Annotated in this window: 23 protein-coding genes and 1 pseudogene; 11 read left to right on the top strand and 13 right to left on the bottom strand. The window is 57.8% G+C overall.

The window, feature by feature from the left end; all coding sequences use genetic code 11:
- The first annotated feature begins 59 nt into the window (after positions 1–59).
- Positions 60–2,501, top strand: a complete 2,442-nt coding sequence (locus KI231_RS12225; protein ID WP_213028391.1) for a TonB-dependent siderophore receptor — start codon at positions 60–62, stop codon at positions 2,499–2,501.
- A gap of 13 nt (positions 2,502–2,514) precedes the next feature.
- Here the strand turns inward: KI231_RS12225 and KI231_RS12220 are convergent, their stop codons facing one another.
- Positions 2,515–3,852 (bottom strand): XAC2610-related protein, encoded by a 1,338-nt coding sequence (locus tag KI231_RS12220; RefSeq protein WP_213028390.1) that lies wholly within the window; start codon positions 3,850–3,852, stop codon positions 2,515–2,517.
- A gap of 148 nt (positions 3,853–4,000) precedes the next feature.
- On the opposite strand from KI231_RS12220, the gene KI231_RS12215 reads away from it, so the two are divergent.
- Complete coding sequence (locus KI231_RS12215; RefSeq protein WP_213028389.1) at positions 4,001–4,504, top strand: VOC family protein; 504 nt, start codon at positions 4,001–4,003, stop codon at positions 4,502–4,504.
- Positions 4,505–4,539: 35 nt separating this feature from the next.
- A complete protein-coding gene (locus KI231_RS12210) occupies positions 4,540–5,373 on the top strand; it encodes an AraC family transcriptional regulator (RefSeq protein WP_213028388.1) in 834 nt (277 codons plus the stop codon).
- 184 nt (positions 5,374–5,557) lie between these two features.
- Here KI231_RS12210 and KI231_RS12205 read toward each other — a convergent pair whose 3' ends face one another.
- The 3 genes from KI231_RS12205 to KI231_RS12195 all read right to left on the bottom strand — a co-directional run bounded on the left by KI231_RS12205 (position 5,558) and on the right by KI231_RS12195 (position 9,111).
- The gene (locus KI231_RS12205; RefSeq protein WP_213028387.1) at positions 5,558–6,145 is read right to left on the bottom strand and encodes a LysE family translocator; all 588 of its coding nucleotides are present in this window, start codon (positions 6,143–6,145) and stop codon (positions 5,558–5,560) included.
- Positions 6,146–6,278: 133 nt separating this feature from the next.
- On the bottom strand, positions 6,279–7,379 hold the full coding sequence (locus tag KI231_RS12200) for a polyamine ABC transporter substrate-binding protein (RefSeq protein WP_213028386.1): 1,101 nt from the start codon (positions 7,377–7,379) through the stop codon (positions 6,279–6,281).
- 292 nt (positions 7,380–7,671) lie between these two features.
- Positions 7,672–9,111: a purine-cytosine permease family protein gene (locus tag KI231_RS12195; RefSeq protein ID WP_213028385.1), complete on the bottom strand. Its 1,440-nt coding sequence runs from the start codon at positions 9,109–9,111 to the stop codon at positions 7,672–7,674.
- 324 nt (positions 9,112–9,435) lie between these two features.
- Between KI231_RS12195 and KI231_RS12190 the strand changes: the two genes are divergently transcribed.
- A complete protein-coding gene (locus KI231_RS12190; protein ID WP_213028384.1) occupies positions 9,436–9,921 on the top strand; it encodes a flavin reductase family protein in 486 nt (161 codons plus the stop codon).
- Between the two features lie 157 nt (positions 9,922–10,078).
- On the top strand, positions 10,079–11,122 hold the full coding sequence (locus tag KI231_RS12185) for an LLM class flavin-dependent oxidoreductase (RefSeq protein ID WP_213028383.1): 1,044 nt from the start codon (positions 10,079–10,081) through the stop codon (positions 11,120–11,122).
- 112 nt (positions 11,123–11,234) lie between these two features.
- Here KI231_RS12185 and KI231_RS12180 read toward each other — a convergent pair whose 3' ends face one another.
- From KI231_RS12180 to KI231_RS12145, 8 genes and pseudogenes are all read right to left on the bottom strand, one after another.
- A complete protein-coding gene (locus tag KI231_RS12180) occupies positions 11,235–11,726 on the bottom strand; it encodes a hypothetical protein (protein ID WP_213028382.1) in 492 nt (163 codons plus the stop codon).
- Positions 11,727–12,306: 580 nt separating this feature from the next.
- On the bottom strand, positions 12,307–12,543 hold the full coding sequence (locus KI231_RS12175; RefSeq protein ID WP_213028381.1) for a hypothetical protein: 237 nt from the start codon (positions 12,541–12,543) through the stop codon (positions 12,307–12,309).
- 420 nt (positions 12,544–12,963) lie between these two features.
- Positions 12,964–13,398: a hypothetical protein gene (locus KI231_RS12170; RefSeq protein ID WP_213028380.1), complete on the bottom strand. Its 435-nt coding sequence runs from the start codon at positions 13,396–13,398 to the stop codon at positions 12,964–12,966.
- Positions 13,392–13,832 (bottom strand): hypothetical protein, encoded by a 441-nt coding sequence (locus KI231_RS12165; protein ID WP_213028379.1) that lies wholly within the window; start codon positions 13,830–13,832, stop codon positions 13,392–13,394. Before KI231_RS12165 ends, KI231_RS12170 begins: the two co-directional genes overlap by 7 nt.
- A 225-nt stretch (positions 13,833–14,057) precedes the next feature.
- Entirely contained in the window at positions 14,058–14,369 is a 312-nt protein-coding gene (locus KI231_RS12160; RefSeq protein WP_213028378.1) for a DUF7957 family protein, read from the bottom strand.
- A gap of 356 nt (positions 14,370–14,725) precedes the next feature.
- Positions 14,726–14,994, bottom strand: a pseudogene (locus tag KI231_RS30320) (winged helix-turn-helix transcriptional regulator); the annotation flags it as partial.
- A gap of 27 nt (positions 14,995–15,021) precedes the next feature.
- A complete protein-coding gene (locus KI231_RS12150) occupies positions 15,022–15,279 on the bottom strand; it encodes a hypothetical protein (protein ID WP_213028377.1) in 258 nt (85 codons plus the stop codon).
- A 230-nt stretch (positions 15,280–15,509) separates the two neighbouring features.
- A complete protein-coding gene (locus KI231_RS12145) occupies positions 15,510–15,959 on the bottom strand; it encodes a winged helix-turn-helix transcriptional regulator (protein WP_103303469.1) in 450 nt (149 codons plus the stop codon).
- Positions 15,960–16,134: 175 nt separating this feature from the next.
- Between KI231_RS12145 and KI231_RS12140 the strand changes: the two genes are divergently transcribed.
- The 5 genes from KI231_RS12140 (at position 16,135) to argE (ending at position 21,256) form a co-directional block, all read left to right on the top strand.
- On the top strand, positions 16,135–16,953 hold the full coding sequence (locus KI231_RS12140; RefSeq protein WP_213028376.1) for an alpha/beta fold hydrolase: 819 nt from the start codon (positions 16,135–16,137) through the stop codon (positions 16,951–16,953).
- Positions 16,954–17,293: 340 nt separating this feature from the next.
- On the top strand, positions 17,294–18,613 hold the full coding sequence (locus tag KI231_RS12135) for a flavin-containing monooxygenase (protein ID WP_213028375.1): 1,320 nt from the start codon (positions 17,294–17,296) through the stop codon (positions 18,611–18,613).
- A 57-nt stretch (positions 18,614–18,670) separates the two neighbouring features.
- A complete protein-coding gene (locus KI231_RS12130; protein ID WP_038367990.1) occupies positions 18,671–19,087 on the top strand; it encodes a RidA family protein in 417 nt (138 codons plus the stop codon).
- 343 nt (positions 19,088–19,430) lie between these two features.
- Positions 19,431–20,108 carry a DUF1028 domain-containing protein gene (locus KI231_RS12125; protein ID WP_213028374.1) on the top strand — a complete coding sequence of 226 codons (678 nt, stop codon included), beginning with the start codon at positions 19,431–19,433 and terminating at the stop codon, positions 20,106–20,108.
- Positions 20,105–21,256 (top strand): acetylornithine deacetylase, encoded by a 1,152-nt coding sequence (gene argE, locus KI231_RS12120; protein WP_213028373.1) that lies wholly within the window; start codon positions 20,105–20,107, stop codon positions 21,254–21,256. The genes KI231_RS12125 and argE overlap by 4 nt, the downstream gene beginning before the upstream one ends.
- 18 nt (positions 21,257–21,274) lie before the next feature.
- Here the strand turns inward: argE and KI231_RS12115 are convergent, their stop codons facing one another.
- On the bottom strand, positions 21,275–22,186 hold the full coding sequence (locus KI231_RS12115; RefSeq protein ID WP_103303464.1) for a LysR family transcriptional regulator: 912 nt from the start codon (positions 22,184–22,186) through the stop codon (positions 21,275–21,277).
- 366 nt (positions 22,187–22,552) lie between these two features.
- Between KI231_RS12115 and KI231_RS12110 the strand changes: the two genes are divergently transcribed.
- A complete protein-coding gene (locus KI231_RS12110) occupies positions 22,553–23,968 on the top strand; it encodes a purine-cytosine permease family protein (protein WP_213028372.1) in 1,416 nt (471 codons plus the stop codon).
- Positions 23,969–24,029: the final 61 nt, after the last annotated feature.

Raw genomic sequence — 24,029 nt, 5'->3', positions numbered from 1 at the left:
CCGGTTCGTTCGGTTGCCCCTCAGCAGCCCCTCTTTTCGTTGATCGCCCCGGGAACTTCATGTTGCGCTCCACCCTCGCCCGCAGCCGTTTCGCCCTGGCCCTGGCATCTGCCTTGCCGGGGGCGTGCGTGTCGATGGCGCTGGCGGCGCCCGCTGTCGATCAAGCGCCAAGGCATCACTACTCCATCGCCGCCGGCCAACTAGTCACGGCGCTCAACCGTTTTGCCGAGCAGAGCGGCGTGTTCCTCGCCGGCCATAACGATCTCGCCGCCGACAAGCGCAGCCCCGGCCTCAACGGCGATTACAGCGTGCGGCAAGCCTTGCAAATCCTCCTCGATGGCAGCGGCCTGCAAGCGCAGCAGCAAAACGGCGGCGGTTTTGTCCTGCGTATCAGCGATACCGCAAGCCCCGTGCAACTGGACGCCACGACGATTTCCGGCAAGCCGCTTGGCGCCATCACCGAAGGCAGCCACGCCTACACCACCGGCCAATCGTCATCGGCCACCGGCCTGCCGCTGTCCCTGCGCGAAACCCCGCAATCGGTCACGGTGATCACCCGCCAGCAACTCGACGACCAGGGCGCCACCGCGATTGCCGACGTCCTGCGTCGCGCGCCGGGCATCAGCGTGCAGAACTACGACAGTGAGCGCTGGGAGTTTTCCAGTCGGGGCGCGCCGATCAGCAATTTCCAGTACGACGGCGTCAATACCGACTACGACGGGGTCTACGATTACGGCACCACCAGCACCGACATGGCGACCTTCGACCGCGTCGAAATCATCAAGGGCGCCACCGGCCTGATGACCGGCTCGGGGGATCCGTCGGCCACGGTCAATCTGATCCGTAAGCGCCCGACGCCAGTGTTCCAGGCGGCGCTGAGTGGCAGCCTCGGTTCGTGGGGTAACGTGCGCACTGAAACCGATATTGCCGGCCCGTTGTCTGCCAGCGGCAACGTGCGCGCACGCTTTGTCGGCGTCCATCAGCAGCGCAGCGCTCACGCCGATCACTACCAAAACACCAAGGACATTGCCTATGGCATCGTCGAAGCCGACCTGACCCCGGACACGCTGCTGACCCTCGGTTTTGACCAGCAGAACACCCGCTCGCGCGGTGCGAGCTGGACCGGGTTCCCGATGTTTTTCAGCGACGGTTCACGGACCCATTTCTCGCGCTCGTTCAACCCGGCCACCGACTGGAGCCGCCGCGATTTCATCAATCAGACGCTGTTCGCCGCCCTCGCCCACCAACTGCAAAACGACTGGACGCTGAAACTCAGCTACGACCGCAAACACCGCGAGCACGACACCCTCCTCGGCTCGGCCAGCGGCGGCAATCCGGACCCGGCAACCGGCGACGGCATGTTTCTGTACATGGGCAAATTCAAGGGCGATGAGGTGCAGGACAACGTCGATATCAACCTCGGCGGGGCGTTCAGCCTGTTCGGTCGCGAACATCAACTGCTTATCGGTTTCATGTCGATGAACACCCGACAGGACAACCCGGTTTACGGCTCGGTCTACCCGCCGCTCAATGGCAGCATTTTTGACTGGCGTGGCGAATATCCCAAGCCCGACATCCCGCAGATCGGCACGGACGCCATCGTTCAGCGCCAGACCGGCGCGTACTTTTCAACGCGCTTCAAGGCCAGCGACGATCTGGCGTTGATCCTTGGCGGACGGGTCAGCGATTTCACCGCCAGCGACCACCTCGACTACCGCGATCCGGCCACAGCGGATGTGCGCGACGGCTACCGCCAGACCGGTGTGGTCACGCCGTACGCGGGCATGGTCTACGACCTCGACGACACCTATTCGCTGTACACCAGTTACACGCGCATCTATCAACCGCAGCTCAGCAAAGACGCCTCGCGCCAGGTCCTCGACCCGGTGCAGTGCGACAGCTATGAAGCGGGCATCAAGGCCGAGTATTTCGACGGTCGGCTGAATGCGAGTTTCGCCGTGTTTCGCATCGAGCAAGACAACGTCGCCGAACAGGTCAGCGGCTTCGACAACGAGGCCGTGTACCGCGCCGTGCAAGGCGCGACCACCAAAGGTTTTGAATTCGAACTGGCGGGCGAGGTGGCCGACGGCTGGAACCTCTCCGCCGGCTACGCCTACAACCATACCCGCGATGCCCACGGCAACCCGGTGTACGCCTCGATCCTGCAAACCACCGCACCGAAGCAATTGATCCGGCTATTCAGCAGCTATCGACTGCCCGGCCACTGGCAGAACCTGACGCTGGGCGGCGGCGTCAGTTGGCAGAGCGAGTTTTTCGGCAACGTGTTCCAACCCGATGCTGGCGAGAACGTGCGCATCACTCAGGACAGTTACTACCTGGTCGATGCGATGGCGCGCTATCGCTTCAACGAGCACCTGAGCACCACGCTCAACATCAAGAACCTGTTCGACAAAACCTACTACACCGGGCTCGGCAACTTCGGCACCGGCTTCTATGGCGAACCGCGCAGCCTGCAACTGACCACGCGTTGGGATTTCTGATGGTGCGCGCCGGTTAGGGTTGCTTCAGATACGTGCCCCGGAAAGCGTCGTACTCGCCATAGGCTTCCACCCACACGGCACCGTCGAGCAGACGTACGCGGTAGAGCGGCTCAGTCACTTGTTTCTGTGCGATCAGCAGATTGCCCGCCAACAATGGCCACTGTTCATTCACCTGACCGGCCGGTTTGTCCGGTTGCGTGACCGCCATCTGCAGGGACGCCACTTCGCTACCCTGCGGATCGCGGGTGATCTTCAATGTCAGCCATGCCGAGCGCTGATCATCGGTCACCATGACGTAGCGTCCTTCACGTTGATCGGCCGCCACCGCGGCGAGTTTCTGCGGCGCAATATGGAACGCGGTCGGGCGCGATTCAACGGAATACGACTTGTCCCCGCTGTGCCAGGTCCCGCCCTGGAAGCCGTTCTCATCGGGTTCACCGTCAATAAACCAGTTGCCGGTAATCGTGCCCTGCTCACTGATCTCATGCAGGGCAATGCCGCCATCGTCGTAAGGTTCGCCGACCAGTCGGATGGGTTTGCCGCTGCCACCGGTGTAGCGCACTTCGCCGACATAGACAGCACCCTGCAATTGCCACCACAACTGGAAAGCGATTTTCTCGTCGAGTTTGCCGCGCAACATCACCGGCGCCTCACCTGTGGGCCCTTCGAAACGACGTTGCGCGACCCACTGACCGCCCTGCAAATTGCGCTGGGTGATTTCGGTGTAGCCTTTGGGCATGAACGGATTGGCTTCGGAGGGCGCCTGCGCCACTTCGATGGTTTCAGCCACGCGCAGCGGGCGCTGATCCTGAACCTGCCAGCTCACACGCTGGCGCCAGCAGCAACCGCTTTTCGACCGGGTGATCAGGCGTTTGCCTGTGCTATCGATCTCGAACATGCCCAGGTTCGGCTCACGGGTCAGCGCGGAGAATGCCTTGTTCGGCATCAGCAGCGGATTCGCCGCATCGAACAGGTAAACGTCGTACGACGCCGCCGCGTAACCACCGTCATTGCCGTTGCGCACGGCCAGATCCTGCTGACCATCGAAATTGAAGTCGCCGAACACCAGCAGCCGCTGATCATCGCAGCGCAGGGTTGGGTCTGCGCCGTCAGTCTTTAACAGTTCGGAAGCGTCGGGCGTTGCGATTGTTTGCAGCACATCGCCGCTGACTTTATCGCGCAAGATGATCTGCGCCGCAACGGGGTCAAAACTGTCTGTCGGCGGCTGCTCGACACGCACGTCGACAAGGTATTTGCCGGCCGGGTCCTGGAGCTGACAGCTCAATGGGGCCGCGCTGGCCGATGCTGTGGCGAACAGGCAGGCGAAAAACAGGGAACGTGGGGCAACCATGATGCGAAGCGTCCTTGCGGCAAAATCGGGGCGGCAAGTCTATCGACAATCCAATGGCGGCGCACTTGTCGATCTACGGCACCGCCAGTCGACCAAGGACTGACTACGCTGTTAATCCTGCGTGTCTAACCTGCCGAGGATGACTGTCATGCAACGTTTTCAAAAACTCACACCGTGCCTGTGGTTCGACGATCAGGCCGAAGCCGCCGCGAAGTTCTACTGCGCGATCTTCGACCACTCGAAAATCACTGGCGTGACCCACTACAGCAAGGTCGGTCAGGAATTTCACGGCAAGCCGGAAGGTGCGGTGATGACCGTCAGTTTCGAACTCGATGGCCATGCTTTCACCGGGCTGAATGGCGGGCCGATGTTCAAGTTCAGCGAAGCCATCTCGTTTCAGGTCAATTGCCAGAACCAGGAGGAAATCGACCATTTTTGGGGCAACCTCTCAGCCGGCGGGCCAGTAGAAGCCCAGCAATGCGGCTGGCTCAAGGACAAGTTTGGCGTGTCGTGGCAGATCGTGCCGGTGGCGTTCATGCACATGATGCAAGATCCGGACACCAGCAAATCCCAGCGGGCGATGCAGGCGATGTTCCAGATGAAAAAACTCGATATCGCCGAACTGGAACGGGCCTTTGCCGGCCAGAGCTAATACACTCGGGCGCTGGCCTGCCGGGAATGACGTTGATGAAACACGCTGCCGCGAAAAACCCTGAAAAAGCCCCGCGCTTCTGGCGCGACGACGCCCTGCCCTTCATCGAGGCGCGGGCGATCGCCGATGGTCGCGAGGTGTGTTACGCCCGGCATTCCCATGCGCATTTTTCGATTGGAGCGATCACCGCCGGGCGCAGCACCTATGTACACGAACAAGCGCAGTTCGAAGTCACGGCGGGCACCGTGGTGCTGATGAATCCCGGTGATGTGCATGCGTGCAACCCGATCGATGATCAGCCGTGGTCGTACCTGATGCTGTACGTCGAGACGCCATGGCTGACCGATCTGCAACATCAACTGGGCTTCAGTGCCGAGCTTGAGTTTCGCCGGTTTGCCACCACTCATCTCGCCGACGCCAAGCTGTTCGGCGATCTGAACGGGCTGTACGAGGTGTTGATCGACGAGCAACAGGACGTCTTGCGCAAACAGAGCGTGGCAGTGGAGTTTTTCAGCGATCTGCAATTGCGCCTGAACCCGGCGCAAGCGCCCGTGCGCGAGCCGAATTTCAAGCTCGAACGCGCCGCCGATTACATCCGCGAACATTGCACGGACCTGCTGAGCCTGGATGACATTTGCCTCGCGGCGCAGCTGTCGCCGTCGTACCTGATTCGCGCCTTCAAACAGTATTACGGGATGACCCCGCATGCGTTTCTGGTGAACCAGCGCATCCAGTTCGCCCGTGGCCGTTTGCGCAGTGGTCAGTTGATTGCCGATGTGGCGCTGGAAGCGGGGTTTGCCGATCAGGCGCATTTTCAGCGCGCGTTCAAACAGCATCTGGCGGCGACGCCGGGGCAGTATCGCGGCTGACCGGAACGCACCGATGTCTGTGGCGAGGGAGCTTGCTCCCGCAGGAGGGCGAAGCGCTCCCAAATCCGCAAGAATGCGCTACATATGGCAGCTCTGGTTGTGCCGGATTGGGGTCGCTGCGCCCTCCAGCGGGAGCAAGCTCCCTCGCCACAAAGGTCAGCGTTGGAGTCAGGGTTGCTCCTCGTCAAGGTAGCAGCAAGTAGATCGCACTCACCACCAACAACCCCGCCATCAGTCGATTGAACAAGCGCATCCCTGCCGGATTGCCCAGATACCCGCGCAAAAACGTCCCGGCATACACCCAGCAGCCCACCGACACATAGCAGATCACCAGATACACCGCCGCAAACTGCCAGACCAGCCGCGCCTCGGCATCGGCGACAAACGCGCCCATCCCGGCCACGCAGGCCAGCCAGGCTTTGGGGTTGAGCCATTGCATCACTGCGCCATAGAGCATCGACGGCGCACGTGCCGAGTCGCCAGTGTTCAGTTGCCCGTCATCGCTGGCGAGTTTCCAGGCCATGAACAGCAGAAATGCCACCCCCGCCAGTTGCACCAGCCGAGTCATGAACGGCCATAGCTTCAGCACTTCATGCAGGCCCAACCCCATCAGCACCAACAGCAGCACAAACCCCAGCGTCGCCCCGGCGACATGCCGCTGACTGGCACGAAAGCCGTACTGCGCACCGGCACTCAGCGCCACGATGTTGACCGGCCCGGGGGTGATGGACGCGGCGAGGGCAAACGCCGCCATCGAAACAATCAGACTCATTGCACACCTTCTTCAAAACGAGGAACAAGGCGCTCAAAGTAACCAGCGCCCTGCCCTCGGGTATTGAAGAAAATCGCCCTGACAGCACAAATCCTTCGTCCACCGACAATACCTTGCAGGATTGTGCTGATGGTTATTTGTCGGACTTGATGCTGGTCCAGACCCGGGTCCGTACGCGCTCAAGCTTCTGCGGCAATGGCTGGACGACGTAAAGGTTTTTCAGCGCTTCGGGGGTCGGTGTCAGGTTGGGATTGCCGGTGATTTCCTTGTTGATCAACGGCATCGAATCCTTGTTCGCATTCGGGTAACCGAGGAAGTCACTGATCGGCGCAATGACTTTCGGATCGAGCAGGGTGTTGAGGAATTCATGAGCTTCGGCGACGTTCTTCGCGCTCTTCGGAATGGCGAAGGTATCGAACCAGATCGGCACGCCTTCCTTCGGCAAACGCCAGTCGACCACCACGCCGTTGCCCGCTTCTTTGGCGCGGTTGCCGAACTGGTAGAAGCTGCCGGAGTACCCGATGGCCACGCAGATATCGCCATTGGCGATGTCTGTCATGTATTTGGCCGAGTTGAAATAGGTCACGTACGGACGAACCTTGAGCATCAACTCCTTGGCTTTTTCATAGTCGGCAGGGTTTTGGCTGTTGGGATCGAGGCCGAGATAATGCAGGGCCAGCGGCAAGATCTCCGAGGGCGAATCGAGCATCGCCACACCACAGGATTTGAGCTTCTCCATGTTCTCGGGTTTGAACACCAGATCCCAACTGTCCACCGGCGCGTCGTCGCCCAGTGCCGCCTTGACCTTGGCCGGGTTGAAGCCGATCAGCACGGTACCGACCATGTAGGGCACGCCGTACTGATTGCCGGGGTCGTTTTTGTCCAGCAGCTTCAACAGTTCCGGATCCTGATGGCTCCAGTTCGGCAGCTTGGTCTTGTCGAGTTTCTGGAACACGCCGGCCTTGATCTGCGTATCAAGGAATTGGTTCGACGGCACCACCAGGTCGTAACCCGAGTTGCCGGTCAGCAGTTTGGCTTCCAGGGATTCGTTGGTGTCGAAGGTATCCCAGGTCACTTTGATGTTGGTTTTCGCGGCGAAATCCTTGGGCACAGACGGCAGGATGTAATCCGCCCAGTTGTACACCCGCAGTTCGCGCTGCTCGGCGTGGACGGCGCTGGCCAGCAGCGTCAGCCCACACACGGTGGCACCCAGAATACGTTTCATCGTGACCATGGTTGTTTCCCCAAAAAGCGGCGTGAGTTCGATCGTTTTTATGTTCTGTACACGGCAGCGGCGTTAAAGGTCGCCGAGGGCAAAAAGGTCTGGCGTCTCGTTATGGCTTTGATTCTTGCTGACAGCGCAAACGGATCACAGTGGGGGATTGGCCAAAAGGGGATCGATGTGGCCAATTTGAATGACCGCCGGAATGCGGAGGACCGGGCGAGCATCACTTGTGGCGAGGGGATTTATCCCCGATGGGTTGCGAAGCGGTCCCCTCAACCAAAGGACACCGCATTCGCAGATTTCACGACTGCTTCGCAGCCGATCGGGGATAAATCCCCTCGCCACGCCCCAACCGCACCGCCCTGCTCTGCTGCGTCTGGCCGCGTGTTGCCAGGCAGTAATACAGCGGAACGGTCACCACCAGGCCGACCAGCCACGACAGATCCGCACCATCGACCAGGTTGGCGTAAGGCCCGACGTACAGCGAGGTATTGGCGAACGGCAGCTGCACGATGATGCCGATGAAATAGGCAATGATCGCGTGCAGATTGAAGCGCCCGTAAATCCCGCCGTCGGCGCGGAAGATCGAGGTGATGTCGTAGTTGCCGCGCTTGATCAGGTAGAAGTCGATCAGGTTGATCGACGCCCACGGCACCAGCACCAGCAACAGCGCGAGAATCAGCCCGATGAACTCGGAAATGAAATCCGCCGACGCCCCGAGCGCCACCACACAGCAACCAGCCAGCACCACGCTCGACAGCACCACGCGCACCTTGATGCTCGGCGTCCATTGGCTGGCGAAGGTCTGGATCGAGGTGATGATCGACAGCACCGCGCCGTACAGATTCAGCGCATTGTGGCTGATGATATTGAGCAGGAACAGCACCATCAGAATCGGCCCCAGCCAACCGGTCGACTGCTTGACCGCGACCATCGCTTCGGTGCCTTCCGGAGTCGCCAGCACGGCCACCGCGCCAAAACTGAACGACAGAATCGTGCCCAGTGTCGCGCCCAGATAGGTGGCCCAGAATGGCTTGGCAATACCGATATCCGCCGGCAGGTAACGCGAGTAATCGGAGACGTACGGCGAAAAGCTGATTTGCCAGATGATCCCCAGCGACACCGTCGCCAGCCAGCCGGACAGGTTGAAACTGCCACGGGTGAGAAAATCCGCCGGCAAGTCATGGGCAAAGATGTAGATGAACCCCGCCAGCAGCGCACTGCCCATCACCCAGGTACCGATGCGATTCAGCGTATGGATGAAGTTGTAACCGATCACGCCGATCGCCGTAGCGGCCAGCGCCCCGATCAGAATACTCAACGGCGCGGGCACTGACGGCGCAATCCCGACGATGGATTTACCGGCGATCACGATGTTGGAAATGAAGAAACCGATGTAGATGATCGCCGCAAAGAACACGATCAACAGCGCGCCGTAACGCCCGAACTGGCCACGGCTCTGAACCATTTGCGGAATGCCCATGCGCGGGCCCTGTGCCGACGCCAGCGCAATCACCACCCCACCGATCATGTGCCCCAGCACAATCGCCAGCAGCCCCCAGAGCAAATCGAGATGGAACACCTGAACCACCATGGCGCCGGTGACGATGGGCAGTGGCGCAATGTTGGTGCTGAACCAAAGAGTGAAAAGGTCGCGGGCCTTCCCGTGGCGTTCCGCGAGTGGGACGTAATCGACCGTGTGATTCTCGATCAACGGATCTTGCCGGGACATCTGGGACATATGCATGAACTCGAGTTTGTCTGTTCTTATCGTTGTATGAAGCCAAACCGGGAGGACGTATTGGTCACCCCTCAGATGGAAACCATATTATGGTATTCCAAACAATTCACAAGACTGATCCGTAGTTTACGGCGCTATCTGATGCGCCATCCTCGCTGATACCGCAGCTCAGCGGCCAGCCGAAAGCCCCATAAACATTGAGTTTCCGACGAACGCGGTACGTTTATCGGTTCAGCTTAAAAGCCCTTGCAAAGATAAAATAGTGGTATACCATCAGACCAACAAACACATAAAAACAGCGTCACAACACCCGAGGATCGTCCAATGATCGATGCGGCCATCTACAAACAAGTCATGGGTTCGTTCCCGTCCGGCGTCACCGTGATCACCACCCTGGATGACGACGGACAGATCGTCGGCCTGACCGCCAGCGCCTTCAGCTCGCTGTCGATGGACCCGGCCCTGGTGCTGTTCTGCCCCAATTACAGTTCCGACTCCTATCCTGTCCTGATCAAGAACAAGCGTTTTGCGATTCACGTCCTGTCCGGCGGCCAGCAAAGCGAAGCCTACGCCTTCGCCCGTAAAGGCAAGGACAAGGCGCAAGGCATCGAGTGGACGTTGAGCGAGTTGGGCAACCCGATCCTGGCCAATGCAATGGCTATCATCGAGTGTGAGTTGTGGCGCGAATATGAAGGCGGCGACCACGCCATCATGGTCGGCGCGGTGAAGAACCTCATCGTGCCCGAACAGATCGCCGGGCCGCTGGTGTACTGCCACGGCAAGATGGGCGCCCTGCCCGTTCTGGCCTGATCAAAACCTCAAGCCCCGCACAAATCAAATGTAGGAGTGAGCCTGCTCGCGATAGCGATTTATCCGATGTCGATGAGTTTTCTGACACACCGCCATCGCGAGCAGGCTCGCTCCTACAGTTTTGTAGCCATAACAACAAAAGATCCGAGGAAGCGTCATGAAATTTTCCCTGTTCATCCACATGGAACGCTGGGACGAAAGCGTCAGCCACCGCCAACTGTTCGAAGACCTGACCGAACTGACCCTGATGGCCGAGGCCGGCGGTTTCAGCACCGTATGGATCGGCGAACACCACGCCATGGAATACACCATCTCGCCGAGCCCGATGCCGTTGCTCGCCTACCTCGCGGCAAAAACCACCACCATCCACCTCGGCGCCGGCACCATCATCGCGCCGTTCTGGCACCCGCTGCGGGTGGCCGGCGAATGTGCACTGCTCGACGTGATCAGCAACGGCCGTATGGAAGTCGGTCTCGCACGCGGCGCTTATCAAGTTGAATTCGATCGCATGGCCGGCGGCATGCCCGCCTCATCCGGCGGCCAGGCCCTGCGGGAAATGGTCCCGGTCGTGCGCGCCCTGTGGCAAGGCGACTACGCCCACGACGGCGATATCTGGAAATTCCCCACCTCGACCAGCGTGCCGAAGCCGATTCAGCAACCAAATCCACCGATGTGGATCGCCGCCCGCGACCCGGATTCGCACAACTTTGCCGTGGCCAACGGCTGCAACGTGATGGTCACGCCGCTGATGAAGGGCGACGAAGAAGTCCTCGATCTGAAGAACAAATTCCAGACCGCGCTGGACAACAATCCTGATGTGCCGCGCCCGCAACTGATGGTGCTGCGCCACACCCACGTGCACACGGCGGATGATCCGGACGGCTGGAAAATCGGCGCGAAAGCTATTTCACGTTTCTACCGCACCTTCGATGCGTGGTTCGGCAACAAGGAAACCCCGGTGAACGGCTTCCTCGCGCCGAGCCCGGAAGAGAAGTTTGCCGGGCGTCCGGAGTTTGAGCTGGAGAGCCTGCATAAGACGGCGATGATTGGTACGCCGGAAGAGATTATTCCGCGCATCAAGTATTACCAGGAGCTGGGGGTGGATGAGTTCAGTTTCTGGTGTGACAACAGCTTGCCGCATGCGGAGAAGAAGAAGTCGCTGGAGTTGTTTATCAAGCACGTGGTGCCGGCGTTTCGTTAAGTCACTGCCGATGGCCAGCCGAAATAAAAAGCCCCGAGCAATTCGGGGCTTTTTATTTTAAATCGGAAAATGCATATTCCTGCCTGCGAACTCAACCACTTTTAAAGCAACATCACACTCGCGCCAATAAATGGCGTGCACGCTCGGACATTTCAGCGTTATCAACCTTGGCCAGCAATTGCAATTTTTCTCTAGCCTTATCGGTACCGATCTCGTGTAAAGCATAAATGCATTTCACACCCAGAGCATGCTCGGAAGCGATATACGGATAGCAGGTCAGCGCCGTCTTGAATAAATAGTCGACCGCCCCAGGGTATCTGAAAACCTTCAACTCCCTTGCAATATCCTCGTGACTGATGTGCCATTCTTCAACGAGTAAGCGGCATAACACATCCGCACAGTCTTTAGTGAAACCGAACACCGCACCGAATATCAGCAAGCATTCCACGCTGTCAGCGTCTTTAATTTCAAGCGCAGTTTCCAGTTCAGCACGCAGGTAATCTTCGGGGATATCCCCACCATTAAATAAAGACTCAAGAAAACAGTCTGTTGAGATCCGATGCGACACCAGATCAATCATCAAGTCCTGCTGTTGTTGATTCATAGCCCGCCTCCGAAAAAACTGCTCCTATCGCCAGATTTCTATTCATATCCAGGAAAATCAGGCGTGATTTCACAAACAACACCCGCTGACGCAAGAATATTTCTAGCCTGTAAGACCTCCTGCGCCTGACCGCTGAATACCAGAGCATCGCCTTGCTGGAGTGTAAGCCTGGAAATCAAATAATTTTGACCTGTCACCTCGGAGACAGCCTTTACCTGGGCTTGATTCCGATAGTCGCCGCGACAGCGAACTTCATACCTGCACCTATCCAGCTGGATGCCGGGCATATTCGTTGTCACTACCGACCAGTCACACTGATCGCATCGTGTTCCCTGGGCACGACCTTCTTCGAAGAAGATCAAATTGCCCCCACACTGCTCGCACTTCACGCCGCAGGATTCATTCATTAGGGGTTACCACAGTCAATAATCCGAAGATTCGCCTCTTCTGCAGATCCGCAACGGCTATACACCGCTCATCGGCTTGAAGTCATCAATGGCTGGTGTTTTACGTCAGTCTTTACTGGATCGGCTTCCTGCACATCAACTCCAGCATAACGTTGCACACGTCGCTTTTTCTATCAAGACGCCCACTGGGTTTTTTCAGGAAACTCGCCACTCACGAAAAAACGAGCCAATTTCATACCGACTCTATCTGACCATTGACCTTTCGCATCCAATGGACACTCCTTTAGAACAGCAATAGTTCCCCTTATTTTATCCAGCCTTATCAAACCCACCTCCACCCCCCGGCCAAACGTATACTCAACATACTCCTCAGTCTCTGCTGTTTTATCCATCTCTATATAAAACGCCATATCGGCTACTCAACTCAACAATTGAAAAATAAATACGCCGCCCCAAAAAATCACACACCCACTTACCTCTATCCCGAACAAGCTTTATATTTCACCAAAACCGAACGACAGGAAAGAATGGCGTCGTCTACGTCATGTAAAATACAAGGCCAAGCTTTGGCAAAGCTCAAAAAAACTTTCAAGTACAGAATCCTTTCAATGGGTCGAACTGAAAGCTTAGCGGGCAGCAAGGCTAAAATGTCGGCAAAATTTTACGTATTTTTTCAGCCAATTATATTGAACTTGGTCTCCCCCCATTTACTCCATGTCTCGACCAGTCTACTCAACTGGAATTTCGCGGATCGTATTGCTTAGCGTTAGGTAGGCGGAAAACGTGGCTATCAATCTCAATCGGAAACCATGCAGGCTTTTTCTCCACATTCACTTCCAATAGAACTCCACGCTACACGAACCACCTCTTGGGTCCAATTGTGAAGATACAGTCCCCCATACAAAATCATAAGCTATTAGAATTTCATTTTTTTTCTGAGGAATACCAAACAGCTCATTTAATAAGGCGTCGTGTTTGATCTTTAGCCCTTCGAGATCACGCCCATCACCACTTATCAATGCGAAGCCAAATTTTTTCAGACAACCTTTGAAAAAACCGAAACTCACATTAACTTGGCGACCTAAAATGCAATGATTCCAACTGGAAAACAGCATCCAGCCATTACCCATATCTATTTCACCATCAAATTTAACACCCTGCTCAACAAGCGCAGTGAACGTTAAATCTTTTCCAATCTCGATATGATCATCTAGATAAACACACCCACTTTTAATATCTTGCCTAAACACAACAGTAGTTAACACAACGAAAACTCCGAGCGAATATGATCCGCCAGCCCAACCAAATCCTCGTACGCCAGTGGGCCAAGTAGCGGTTCGTGAATAGACAAATACACTGCAGCAGCCATATTTGTCATACCGCATTCACTCGCCTCCAACAGCCTTGTGGGAGCGATCATAAAGTTAGTCCCCGGTAGATTTCCGCGTGACCGACCCACAAACGACCATGGCAAAGCCCCCTTGTAGCCATCCACCGCGACCCTCAACTTATCAATTTCATCTTCGGCAACACACTTAAACCTGAAAGCGATGAAAGGGGGAAAAGCAGAATGATCTTCTCGCCGAATTTCATTTCCAACCCACACCTCAGGAAACCTCTGCCGATACCTCCGCCACTCCAAGGCGCCGATATCAGCAATAATATTTAGGAGTTGGCCTTCTTCATTCTCAATCTTCATAGACTAAAGACCCTTTAAATTATTTGAGATTTTGACACCCTCAGGTTTCATCCCTTTGATGTGCTTCTCCCAAACACTTTTAGCAATCGGGTCAAAGAGAGACGGGAGAAAACGGGGACAGACCAGGCTTTTTTGAGTAAATTTGAAAGCCGTAGCCCAACCCCCTTTATCTAAACGTGGTCTGTCCCCATTTACTCCTCACCATTCATCTCTCACTGGGATGACTCATTTCAATAGCTGGCTCGGAACCGCTCTGCCTGTTTGAAAGTCGAGGTTATAACTACCACCATCCCACCTGTAAGCTTTAAGCTGTCCCCCCTCCACAAAAATATGGGTGAATGCCCCCCCATCCGAATCAAAATCAGAACTCACCTGCCAAACTACGTTTCCCACGTTATCAACCAGAAAAATATTGCTTGAGCACTCCTTCGATCCGTATAACGCCTCCTGACCCAGACGATCAAGTAGAACAACACTAAACAACTCTGAAACGGCAATAGCTTTTGAAACTGCATCCATCTCAATAACTCTAGTCATCACAAGGCCCTCGAAACCCCAAAACTTTCACTTGGTATCAGTTCTTCGAGGCTTGGCTGCTGCTCTTCGAGCAAGCGATTCTGACGTTCGCGAATCAGGTCGGTTTCACCAGGAGTGGGTGCAGCGAAAGCACTTTGGACTGAAGGCAGGCACAGCAACGCTACGCACGACCTCGTCACGAGGACGGGTGGGTACATGTTCGATCCCTCGAGACGGAAAGTGACATCACAATAGTGGCGCGATACTAGATGGCCATCATTTTGGCGTCAAACAATCGTTTCGACCTTGCGTCGGGTTTGTATCGAGGATTGAACAATCGGAGCTACCACGGCTCCGCGACGTAGCGCCTTAGCCAATCAATGCTCAACAGCCAGGCGGGTTGCGCCATCCTCCGGTGCCAGCACGCGGCCATCAGCGGCCATCAATTCCAGCTTGCGAATAGGCTGCCGATCCATCGTATCGACCATCACCGAGTCCAGCTCGCCCGGTGTGTACATGACTCGCCGACCCACTGCGACAACGCGACGATCATCGTTTGCAAGGCTTTGCCGCGCTCCGTCAGCACGTATTCCTTATAGGCTCCGCCGTCAGGGGTGGGCACCGTCTGCAGAATCCCCTGCTCCACCGAAACGACAGCCTCACACCTGATCTATCAAAGCTTGCAGACACTTGTAAACTCGTCCAGTGACATGACCGCACCTGCATCACTTTCCGGCAATAGCACATCCGTCACCACGACTGTACGCGCTTCAAAATCAATCACGACATCAAACAGATTAAAAGTGAACTCACGAATGCACACGACCCCGTCGGACTGTTGGGCAGTGAAAATTTCCGTGCGCAACAATTCACAAATTCGCCAGTCAAGTTCCTCATCCAGGAAGCGCTGGAATAGCTCACTTATCATCAAGGTTCAATCATTCTCTTGTAAGTCAACAGTTCGCGATCTCTAACGGTGTAGATCGACTCGTACTGAAAAGAAAGCGAGAAGCGAGTAGTGATGACCTTTACAGTCGCTGACATAAAGTCATCCAACTCTTTTGCGCCTTCTGCCAGTCAAAGAACATCAATAAAAATACAACCATTAAGCCTGGCAACTATCAGGTGAACGTCACAGACAACCGCAACAGACCTCGTCCGTCAATGCTCAACACTCAGCTTGGTCGCCACGTCTTCCGGCGCTAATAGACGGCCATCAGCGGCCATTAATTCCAGCTTGCGAATCGGCTGCCGATGCTTCGCATCGACCATCACCGAGCCCGGCTCACCCGGTGCGTACATGAACTCGCCGCCCCACTGCGACAACGCGACGATCACCGTTTGCAAGGCTTTGCCGCGCTCTGTCAGCACGTATTCCTTATAGGCGCCGCCGTCAGCGGCGGGCACCGTCTGCAGAATCCCCTGCTCCACCAAACTTTTGAGGCGGGCGCTGAGCATGTTCTTGGCGATATCCAGATTCTTCTGGAAATCACTGAATCTGCGAATGCCATCCAGCGCATCACGGACGATCAACAACGACCACCAGTCGCCAATCAGATCCAGTGTCCGGGCGACGGGGCAGGCATTACCCTCAAGACTTTTGCGCTTCATTTCAGGTGTCTCCGGCAAACGACAGTTTCGTGCGGTTGCATCTTACAACTCCTGATGAAAATTGGTTGCGCAAGCGGGCGGGCAAACTTAGCACCTGCGTACAAGTTGTCAGCGGATTTTGCGCAGATAGTGGCGGCTGCTATGCCCACGAATGACCTCAAACGCAGGAGTTTCCATGAGCACGTTGAAGACCAAAGACGGTACCGAAATCTATTACAAGGACTGGGGCAGCGGTAAGCCCGTGCTGTTCAGCCACGGCTGGCCGCTGGATGCCGACATGTGGGAATACCAGATGGAATACCTGAGCAGCCGCGGTTATCGCACCATCGCCTTCGACCGTCGCGGTTTCGGTCGTTCCGATCAGCCGTGGACCGGTTACGACTACGACACCTTTGCCGATGACATCGCGCAGTTGATCAACCATCTGGACCTGCGTGAAGTGACCCTGGTGGGCTTCTCCATGGGCGGCGGTGATGTCAGCCGCTACATTGCCCGCCACGGAAGCGAGCGCGTTGCCGGCCTGGTGTTGCTGGGCGCGGTGACGCCGCTGTTCGGCAAGAAAGCCGACTTCCCCGAGGGCGTCGACAAGTCGGTGTTCGACGGCATCAAGGCTGGCCTGCTGAAGGATCGCGCGCAGTTCATCGCCGATTTCGCCGCACCGTTCTATGGCACCAATCAGGGCCAGAAAGTCTCTGACGGCGTGCTCACGCAAACCCTGAATGTCGCGCTGCTGGCCTCACTCAAAGGCACGGTGGATTGCGTCACCGCGTTTTCCGAAACCGACTTTCGTGCGGACCTGGCCAAAATCGATGTGCCGACCTTGGTGATCCACGGCGACGGCGACCAGATCGTGCCGTTCGAAACCACCGGCAAGCAGGCAGCGGCGCAGATCAAGGGGGCTGAACTGAAGGTCTATGCCGGTGCGCCGCATGGTTTTGCGGTGACGCATGCGCAGGCGTTGAATGAGGATCTGCTGGCGTTCCTTAACCGCTAATAGCGCTCGCGTGTTGCTGCATTTGTGGCGAGGGGATTTATCCCCGATGGGTCGCGCAGCGGCCCCAAAAAGAATGGGCCTACTTCGCAGTCCATCGGGGATAAATCCCCTCGCCACGATAATCACTCAGACATTGCTTTTTTGTACGCAAACTTTGCTATTGCTCTTCCAGGAAATGCCCGTATTTAAAGGCTTTCAGGCCTCTGCATCAGAATTTTATCTTCACATCCCAGCTTAATAATATTTTACCGATATCCCCCTCCTCCCTAGTCTGACCGCAAGCAAAACGGACAAGCCAACAGCGCCCGAATCCAACTGCCTTGCTAGGAAGGATGTAGAGATGACCACTGAAATAATAAAAACAGACACGCTGATCGTGGGTGCCGGCCAGGCAGGCGTGGCCATGAGCGAACACCTGAGCAAACTGGGTGTGCCGCATCTGGTGCTGGAGCGCAATCGCATTGCCGAGCGCTGGCGCACCGGGCGTTGGGATTCGCTGGTCGCCAACGGTCCGGCGTGGCACGACCGCTTTCCTGGTCTTGAATTCGATGACGTCGATCCCGACGGTTTCGCCCCGAAAGAACGCGTGGCCGATTACTTCGAGGCCTATGCGAAGAAATTCAATGCACCGATCCGCACCGGCGTCGACGTCAAAAGCGTGGTGCGCAATGTCGGTCGCCCGGGCTTCACCGTCGAGACGTCGGAAGGCGTGATCGAGGCCGCCCGCGTCGTCGCTGCCACTGGCCCGTTTCAGAAACCGGTGATCCCGGCGATTGCACCAACAGACCAGCATCTGTTGCAGATTCACTCCGCTGACTATCGCAATCCGCAGCAACTGCCTGCCGGCGCAGTGCTGGTGGTCGGCGCGGGTTCGTCGGGTGTGCAGATTGCCGATGAACTGCAGCGCTCCGGCAAGCAGGTTTACCTCTCCGTTGGCGCGCATGACCGCCCGCCTCGCGCCTATCGCAATCGTGATTTCTGCTGGTGGCTGGGGGTGCTTGGCGAGTGGGATCAAGCGGCGATGAAACCCGGCCGCGAGCACGTGACCATTGCGGTCAGCGGAGCCCATGGCGGGCGCACCATCGATTTTCGTGGTCTGGCCCATCGCGGCATGACCTTGGTCGGCGTGACCGAGTCGTTCAACGACGGCGTAGTGACTTTCAAGCAGGATCTGCTCGGCAACCTCACTCGCGGTGATGAGAACTATCTGGCGCTGCTGGATGCCGCTGACGCCTACATCGAGCGTAACGGCTTGGACCTGCCGGAAGAACCTGAAGCACGCGAAACCTATCCGGACCCGGAGTGTGTGAAAAATCCGCTGGCCGATCTGGATCTGGCCAAGGCTGGTGTCACCTCGATCATCTGGGCTACCGGGTTTGCCGTGGATTACTCCTGGCTGCAGGTCGCGGCGTTCGATGACAAGGGCAAACCGGTGCATCAGCGTGGCGTGTCGAGTGAGCCGGGCGTGTATTTCCTCGGCCTGCCGTGGCAGTCGCGGCGGGGCTCGTCGTTTATCTGGGGCGTGTGGCATGACGCCAAACATGTCGCTGATCACATCGCCACCCAGCGCAAGTATCTCGACTATCGCGATGCCGAGCAGCGTGAAGCCGCTCTGCATGCGGGCGCCCAACACAAGGCTGCTGACACCGTCGACGCTTGAATTCCTCTTTCTCCGCGGCGCCGATTGCGCCGTGCATTTATTCGTCAGGAGCTTTCCATGAGCCAGCCCACTCACACCCGTATTCGCATGTTCAACACCAAAGACACCTATCCGAACCAGACGCTGGATAACGATCTGTGCCAGGCCGTCCGCGCTGGCAACACCATTTATGTCCGGGGTCAGGTCGGCACTGATTTCGACGGCAACCTGGTGGGTCTCGGCGATCCGCGTGCGCAGGCTGAACAAGCCATGCGCAACGTCAAACAACTGCTGGAAGAAGCCGGCAGCGACATGAGCCACATCGTCAAGACCACCACTTACCTGATCGACCCGCGTTATCGCGAAGCGGTGTATGGCGAAGTCGGCAAGTGGCTCAAGGGTGTGTTCCCGATTTCGACCGGTCTGGTGGTCTCGGCGCTGGGGCAGCCACAGTGGCTGATGGAGATTGACGTGATTGCGGTGATTCCCGAGTAAATCGACAGACCGCATCGCCGCCATCGCTGGCAAGCCAGCTCCCACAGGTATCGGGGTGTTCACAAAGTCTGTGACACACACAGATCACTTTGGGAAATTGATGTGGTGGCGGTAATTCCGGGGTAAGTCGACATACCGAGTCGCGGCCATCGCTGGCAAGCCAGCTCCCACAGGTATCGGGGGTGTTCACAAAGTCTGTGACATACACAAATTACTGTGGGAGCTGGCTTGCCAGCGATGAGGCCAGCACAGGTACCTCATCCTCCCTGCTTGAAATGCATTTCCCTGTGGGAGCGAGCCTGCTCGCGAAGAGGCCGGGACACACACAACAAGGAGCATAACCATGACTTTTTCCATCGCCGCACGTTGCCCCGAAACCGGCCAGTTCGGTGTCGCCATCAGTTCCTCCAGCATCGCTGTAGGCGCGCGCTGCCCGTGGCTGTTGCCCGGCGTGGGCGCAGTGTCGAGCCAGAACATCACCCTGCCGTCGCTCGGCCCGGAAGTCCTCGCGTTGATGGAACAAGGCCTGGCGCCGGACGACGCACTGGACAAAGTGCTGACCCGCAACGGCTACAGCCAGTACCGCCAGATAACCGCGATCAACCACCTCGGCCAGACCGCACATTTCAGCGGCGCGCAAACCCTCGGTGTGCACAACGCGGTGGCCGGCGAACAATGCGTGGCGGCCGGCAACATGCTCGCCGGGCGTTCGGTGATCGAAGCCATGGTCAGCGCCTTTGAAGACGCTGAAGGCCAGTTGACCGACCGCCTGCTCAGAGCCCTGCACGCCGCCCAGGCACTCGGCGGTGAAGCCGGTCCGGTGCATTCGGCCGCCGTGGTGGTAGTCGGCGAGCGAACCTGGCCGATCGTCAACCTGCGGGTCGATTGGGCTGATGAAAACCCGATCGGCCAGTTGCAGAAACTCTGGGACGCCTACCAGCCGCAGCTGCAGGACTACATCGATCGCGCCCTCGACCCGGCCAAGGCCCCGGGCTATGGCGTCGCCGGAGATGATCGATGAACAGCAGCGTCGAGTTGCTCAAGGCGCTGGTGGGGTTTGACACCACCAGCCGTGAATCCAACTTGCTGTTGATCGAGTTCGTCCGCGATTATCTCGCCCGCTTCGACGTGCCGTGCGCGCTGATCTACAACGATGAGCGCAGCAAGGCCAACCTGTTCGCGACCATTGGCCCGGCGGATCAACCGGGCATCGTGCTGTCCGGGCACACCGATGTGGTGCCGGTCGATGGCCAGCCGTGGACATTGCCGCCGTTCGAACTCAGCGAGCGCGACGGCAAACTGTTCGGTCGTGGCACGGCGGATATGAAGGGCTACATCGCTTGCGTGCTCGCCCTGGTGCCGGCACTGGTGAACGCACCATTGCGCCTGCCGGTGCACATCGCCCTGTCCTACGACGAAGAAGTCGGCTGCCTCGGCGTGCGCTCGCTGCTCAAGGTCCTGGAACAGCGTCCGATCAAGCCGCTGCTGTGCATCATTGGTGAACCCACCGAACTGAAACCGGTGCTCGGGCACAAGGGCAAACTGGCGATGCGCTGTGACGTGCACGGCCACCCGTGTCATTCCGCTTATGCGCCGCTGGGTGTAAATGCCATCGAGTACGCCGCCGAATTGATCGGCGAACTCGGGCGCCTCGGCCAGCAACTGAAAGCGCCGGAGCATCACGACGCACGCTTCGACCCGCCTTACAGCACCGTGCAAACCGGCGTGATCAGCGGCGGCAAGGCCTTGAATATCGTCCCCGCCGACTGTCGCTTCGACTTCGAGATCCGTGCCCTGCCCTCGCAGGATCCCGCTTTGGTCGCCGCCGCGCTGAAAACCTACGCCGAACAACAGCTGCTGCCGCGCATGCGTGCAGTCAGCGAACACGCCGATATCCGCTTCAGCGAATTGTCGACCTATCCGGGCCTGGCCACCGATGCGCACAGTCAGGCCGCCGAGCTGATTGCCGCGTTCTGCGGTTCAAGTGAATTCGGCACGGTGGCGTTTGGTACCGAGGGCGGCCTGTTCGATGCGGCAGGGATTGCCACCGTGGTCTGTGGCCCCGGCAGCATGGATCAGGGCCACAAACCGGATGAGTTCGTCAGCCTCGCTCAACTGCAGGCCTGCGATGCAATGCTGCATCGGATGCTGGCGTCTATCAGCGGCTGAAAACCGGCTCGGCGCTACTCAGGGGTACAGCCGAGCCAACTCCTCCCGACAATGATCGACAAACAACTGCACCGGTTTGGTCAGTTGCACACGTCGCAGCCACGCGGCCGACAATCCCGAACCGGTGACGCTTTCTGCCAGCGGCACGCACACGACTTTCTGGCCATCGTAGGTGTAATCGCTGAACGGTTTGGTCACCAGAATCGAAAAGCCGAAGCCACTGCCGACCATGCCCCGCACCATTTCAATCGACGGTGAGCTGAACACAATGTGCGGGGTCAAGCCGCGCTCTTCAAAGATGCTCACGAAGTAGGTCCGGCTCGGCACCACGTCGAGCAGAATCATCGGTTCCAGCACCAGCTCATGCAGCGAGACTTTCGCCTGCTGGGCAAAGCGGTGATTGGCCGGCAGCAAGGCGTACGGCTGTTGGGGCGGCATCAGTGGCGTGGTTTCGATGGTGCTGTCGAGGTCGTGTTCGAACAGCATGGCCATGTCGATACTGCCGGCGGTCAGCGCCTGTACCAACTCCTGTTGCTCACCGTCGCGAATGCGGATTTCCACCCCCGGCCAGCGTTCCTTGAAGCCGGCGATCAGCCGTGGCAGGTACAGCGGCGCAACCGTTTCGAAACAGCCGATATCGATCTGGCCGGACACCACGTCGTTATCGGCGAGGGCGTTCTGCTCGAACTCGTGGGCCACCCGCAACAGTTCCATAGCCTTGCGATAAAACCGCGAACCACTCGGCGTCAGGGAAACGCCCTGGGCGTGATGACGAATGAACAGCTGCACGCCAAAGCTTTCTTCCAGATGCTTGATGGCGGTCGACACCGACGGCTGGGCGATATAGAGCTTACGCGAGGCCTCGGCAACGCTGCCGCAATCGGCGGTGGTGACGAAATATTTGAGCTGGCGCAGGTTGTAGGCGGCCATGGAACCTCCGGTGGATCAGCCTGACATCACTTTTGTGGCAAAAGGACTCATCTGTGGCGAGGGGATTTATCCCCGATGGGTCGCGCAGCGGCCACACTTTTGACTCTAAAACCAAGGGCCGCTGCGCAGCCCATCGGGGATAAATCCCCTCGCCACAGGACTGTGCAAATTCAGATAAGAGTGAAGACTGAACATACCGGACAGCCCCGCCACGCGCGGCATACTTTTTTTAAGGTCTATAGCAACAAACTTACTAATTTATCTCTCCCGAACCTTTGCACATGATCGCTTCAACAAGAAATGCGCCGTCCGTGTCGGCGCTTACCGAAGTACGTCCACGTACTCATCCTTGCCTTGGAGTTCGTCATGTCCACCTCTGCAACAACGTCCGCACCGCTCATTGAAAAACACACGATAGGATACGTGCCCCCCGAAGATCGCCACGGAAAGGTCAGGGATCTGTTCACGCTCTGGTTCGGCGGCAACATCGCGCCGTTGCCCATCGTCACCGGTGCATTGGGCGTGCAGTTGTTTCACTTGAATCTGGTGTGGGGCATCGTCGCCATTCTGGTCGGTCATCTGGTCGGCGGTGTGCTGATGGCATTGCACTCGGCGCAAGGCCCGCAGATGGGCATTCCGCAGATGATCCAGAGCCGCGCCCAGTTCGGCTCCCTCGGTGCTCTGCTGGTGGTGCTGATTGCCGGCGTCATGTACATCGGCTTCTTCGCTTCCAACATCGTGCTCGCAGGCAAGTCGCTGCATGGCGTGGTCGACAGCGTTCCGGTGCCGGTCGGCATCGTCATCGGCGCCTTCGGTTCGGGGATCATCGGCATCATCGGCTACCGCTTCATCCACGTGCTCAACCGCATCGGTACTTGGGTGCTGGGGATCGGCATCGTCGTCGGTTTCGGCTACATCTTCACGCACATCCAGACCGATGATTTCCTCACCCGGGGCAGCTTCAACCTCTCCGGCTGGCTGGCCACCGTGTCGCTGGCGGCGTTGTGGCAGATCGCGTTTGCGCCTTATGTTTCCGACTACTCGCGTTATCTGCCGGCCGATGTAAAGGTGTCGTCGACGTTCTGGACCACCTATCTGGGCTCGGCGCTGGGTTCAAGTCTGGCGTTCATCTTCGGCGCCGTTGCCGTGCTGGCGACGCCGGTGGGCATGGACACCATGGATGCGGTCAAACTCGCCACCGGCTCCATCGGCCCGCTGATGCTGGTGCTGTTTCTGCTCAGCGTGATCAGCCACAACGCCCTCAACCTGTATGGCGCAGTGCTGTCGCTGATCACCCTGGTGCAGACCTTCGCCTATCGCTGGATTCCGACCGCCAAGAGCCGTGCGGTGATCTCGATCATCGTGTTGCTGGGCTGCTGCTTTGCCGCCGTGGGCGCCTCAAAGGACTTCATCGGTCACTTCGTCGACATGGTGCTGGTGCTGCTGGTGGTATTGGTGCCGTGGACGGCAATCAACCTGATCGACTTCTACGCGATCCACAAGGGCAAGTACGACATCCAGTCGATCTTCCAGGTCGACGGCGGCATCTACGGGCGTTACAACCCGCAGGCCTTGCTGGCCTACGCGATCGGCATCGCCGTGCAGATTCCGTTCATGAACACGCCGCTGTACGTCGGCCCGGTGTCCGCGCACATCAACGGCGCAGACCTGTCGTGGCTGGTGGGGTTGCTGGTGACGTCGCCGCTGTATTTCTGGCTGGCCAATCGTGACAGCGCTTACCGTCGGCGGATGACCAGTGGCAACCTGGCGAGCAGTCTCTGAAATCGCTTCGATGCCCCAGGAAGGCCCGCCATGTGCGGGCCTTTTGCATTGTCCTGTGGTA

It is taken from the genome of Pseudomonas sp. Seg1 (assembly GCF_018326005.1).
Classification (GTDB): Bacteria; Pseudomonadota; Gammaproteobacteria; order Pseudomonadales; family Pseudomonadaceae; genus Aquipseudomonas.
Note: the sequence above shows the minus strand (reverse complement) of the source record. Positions and strands in the feature narration are given on the sequence as shown.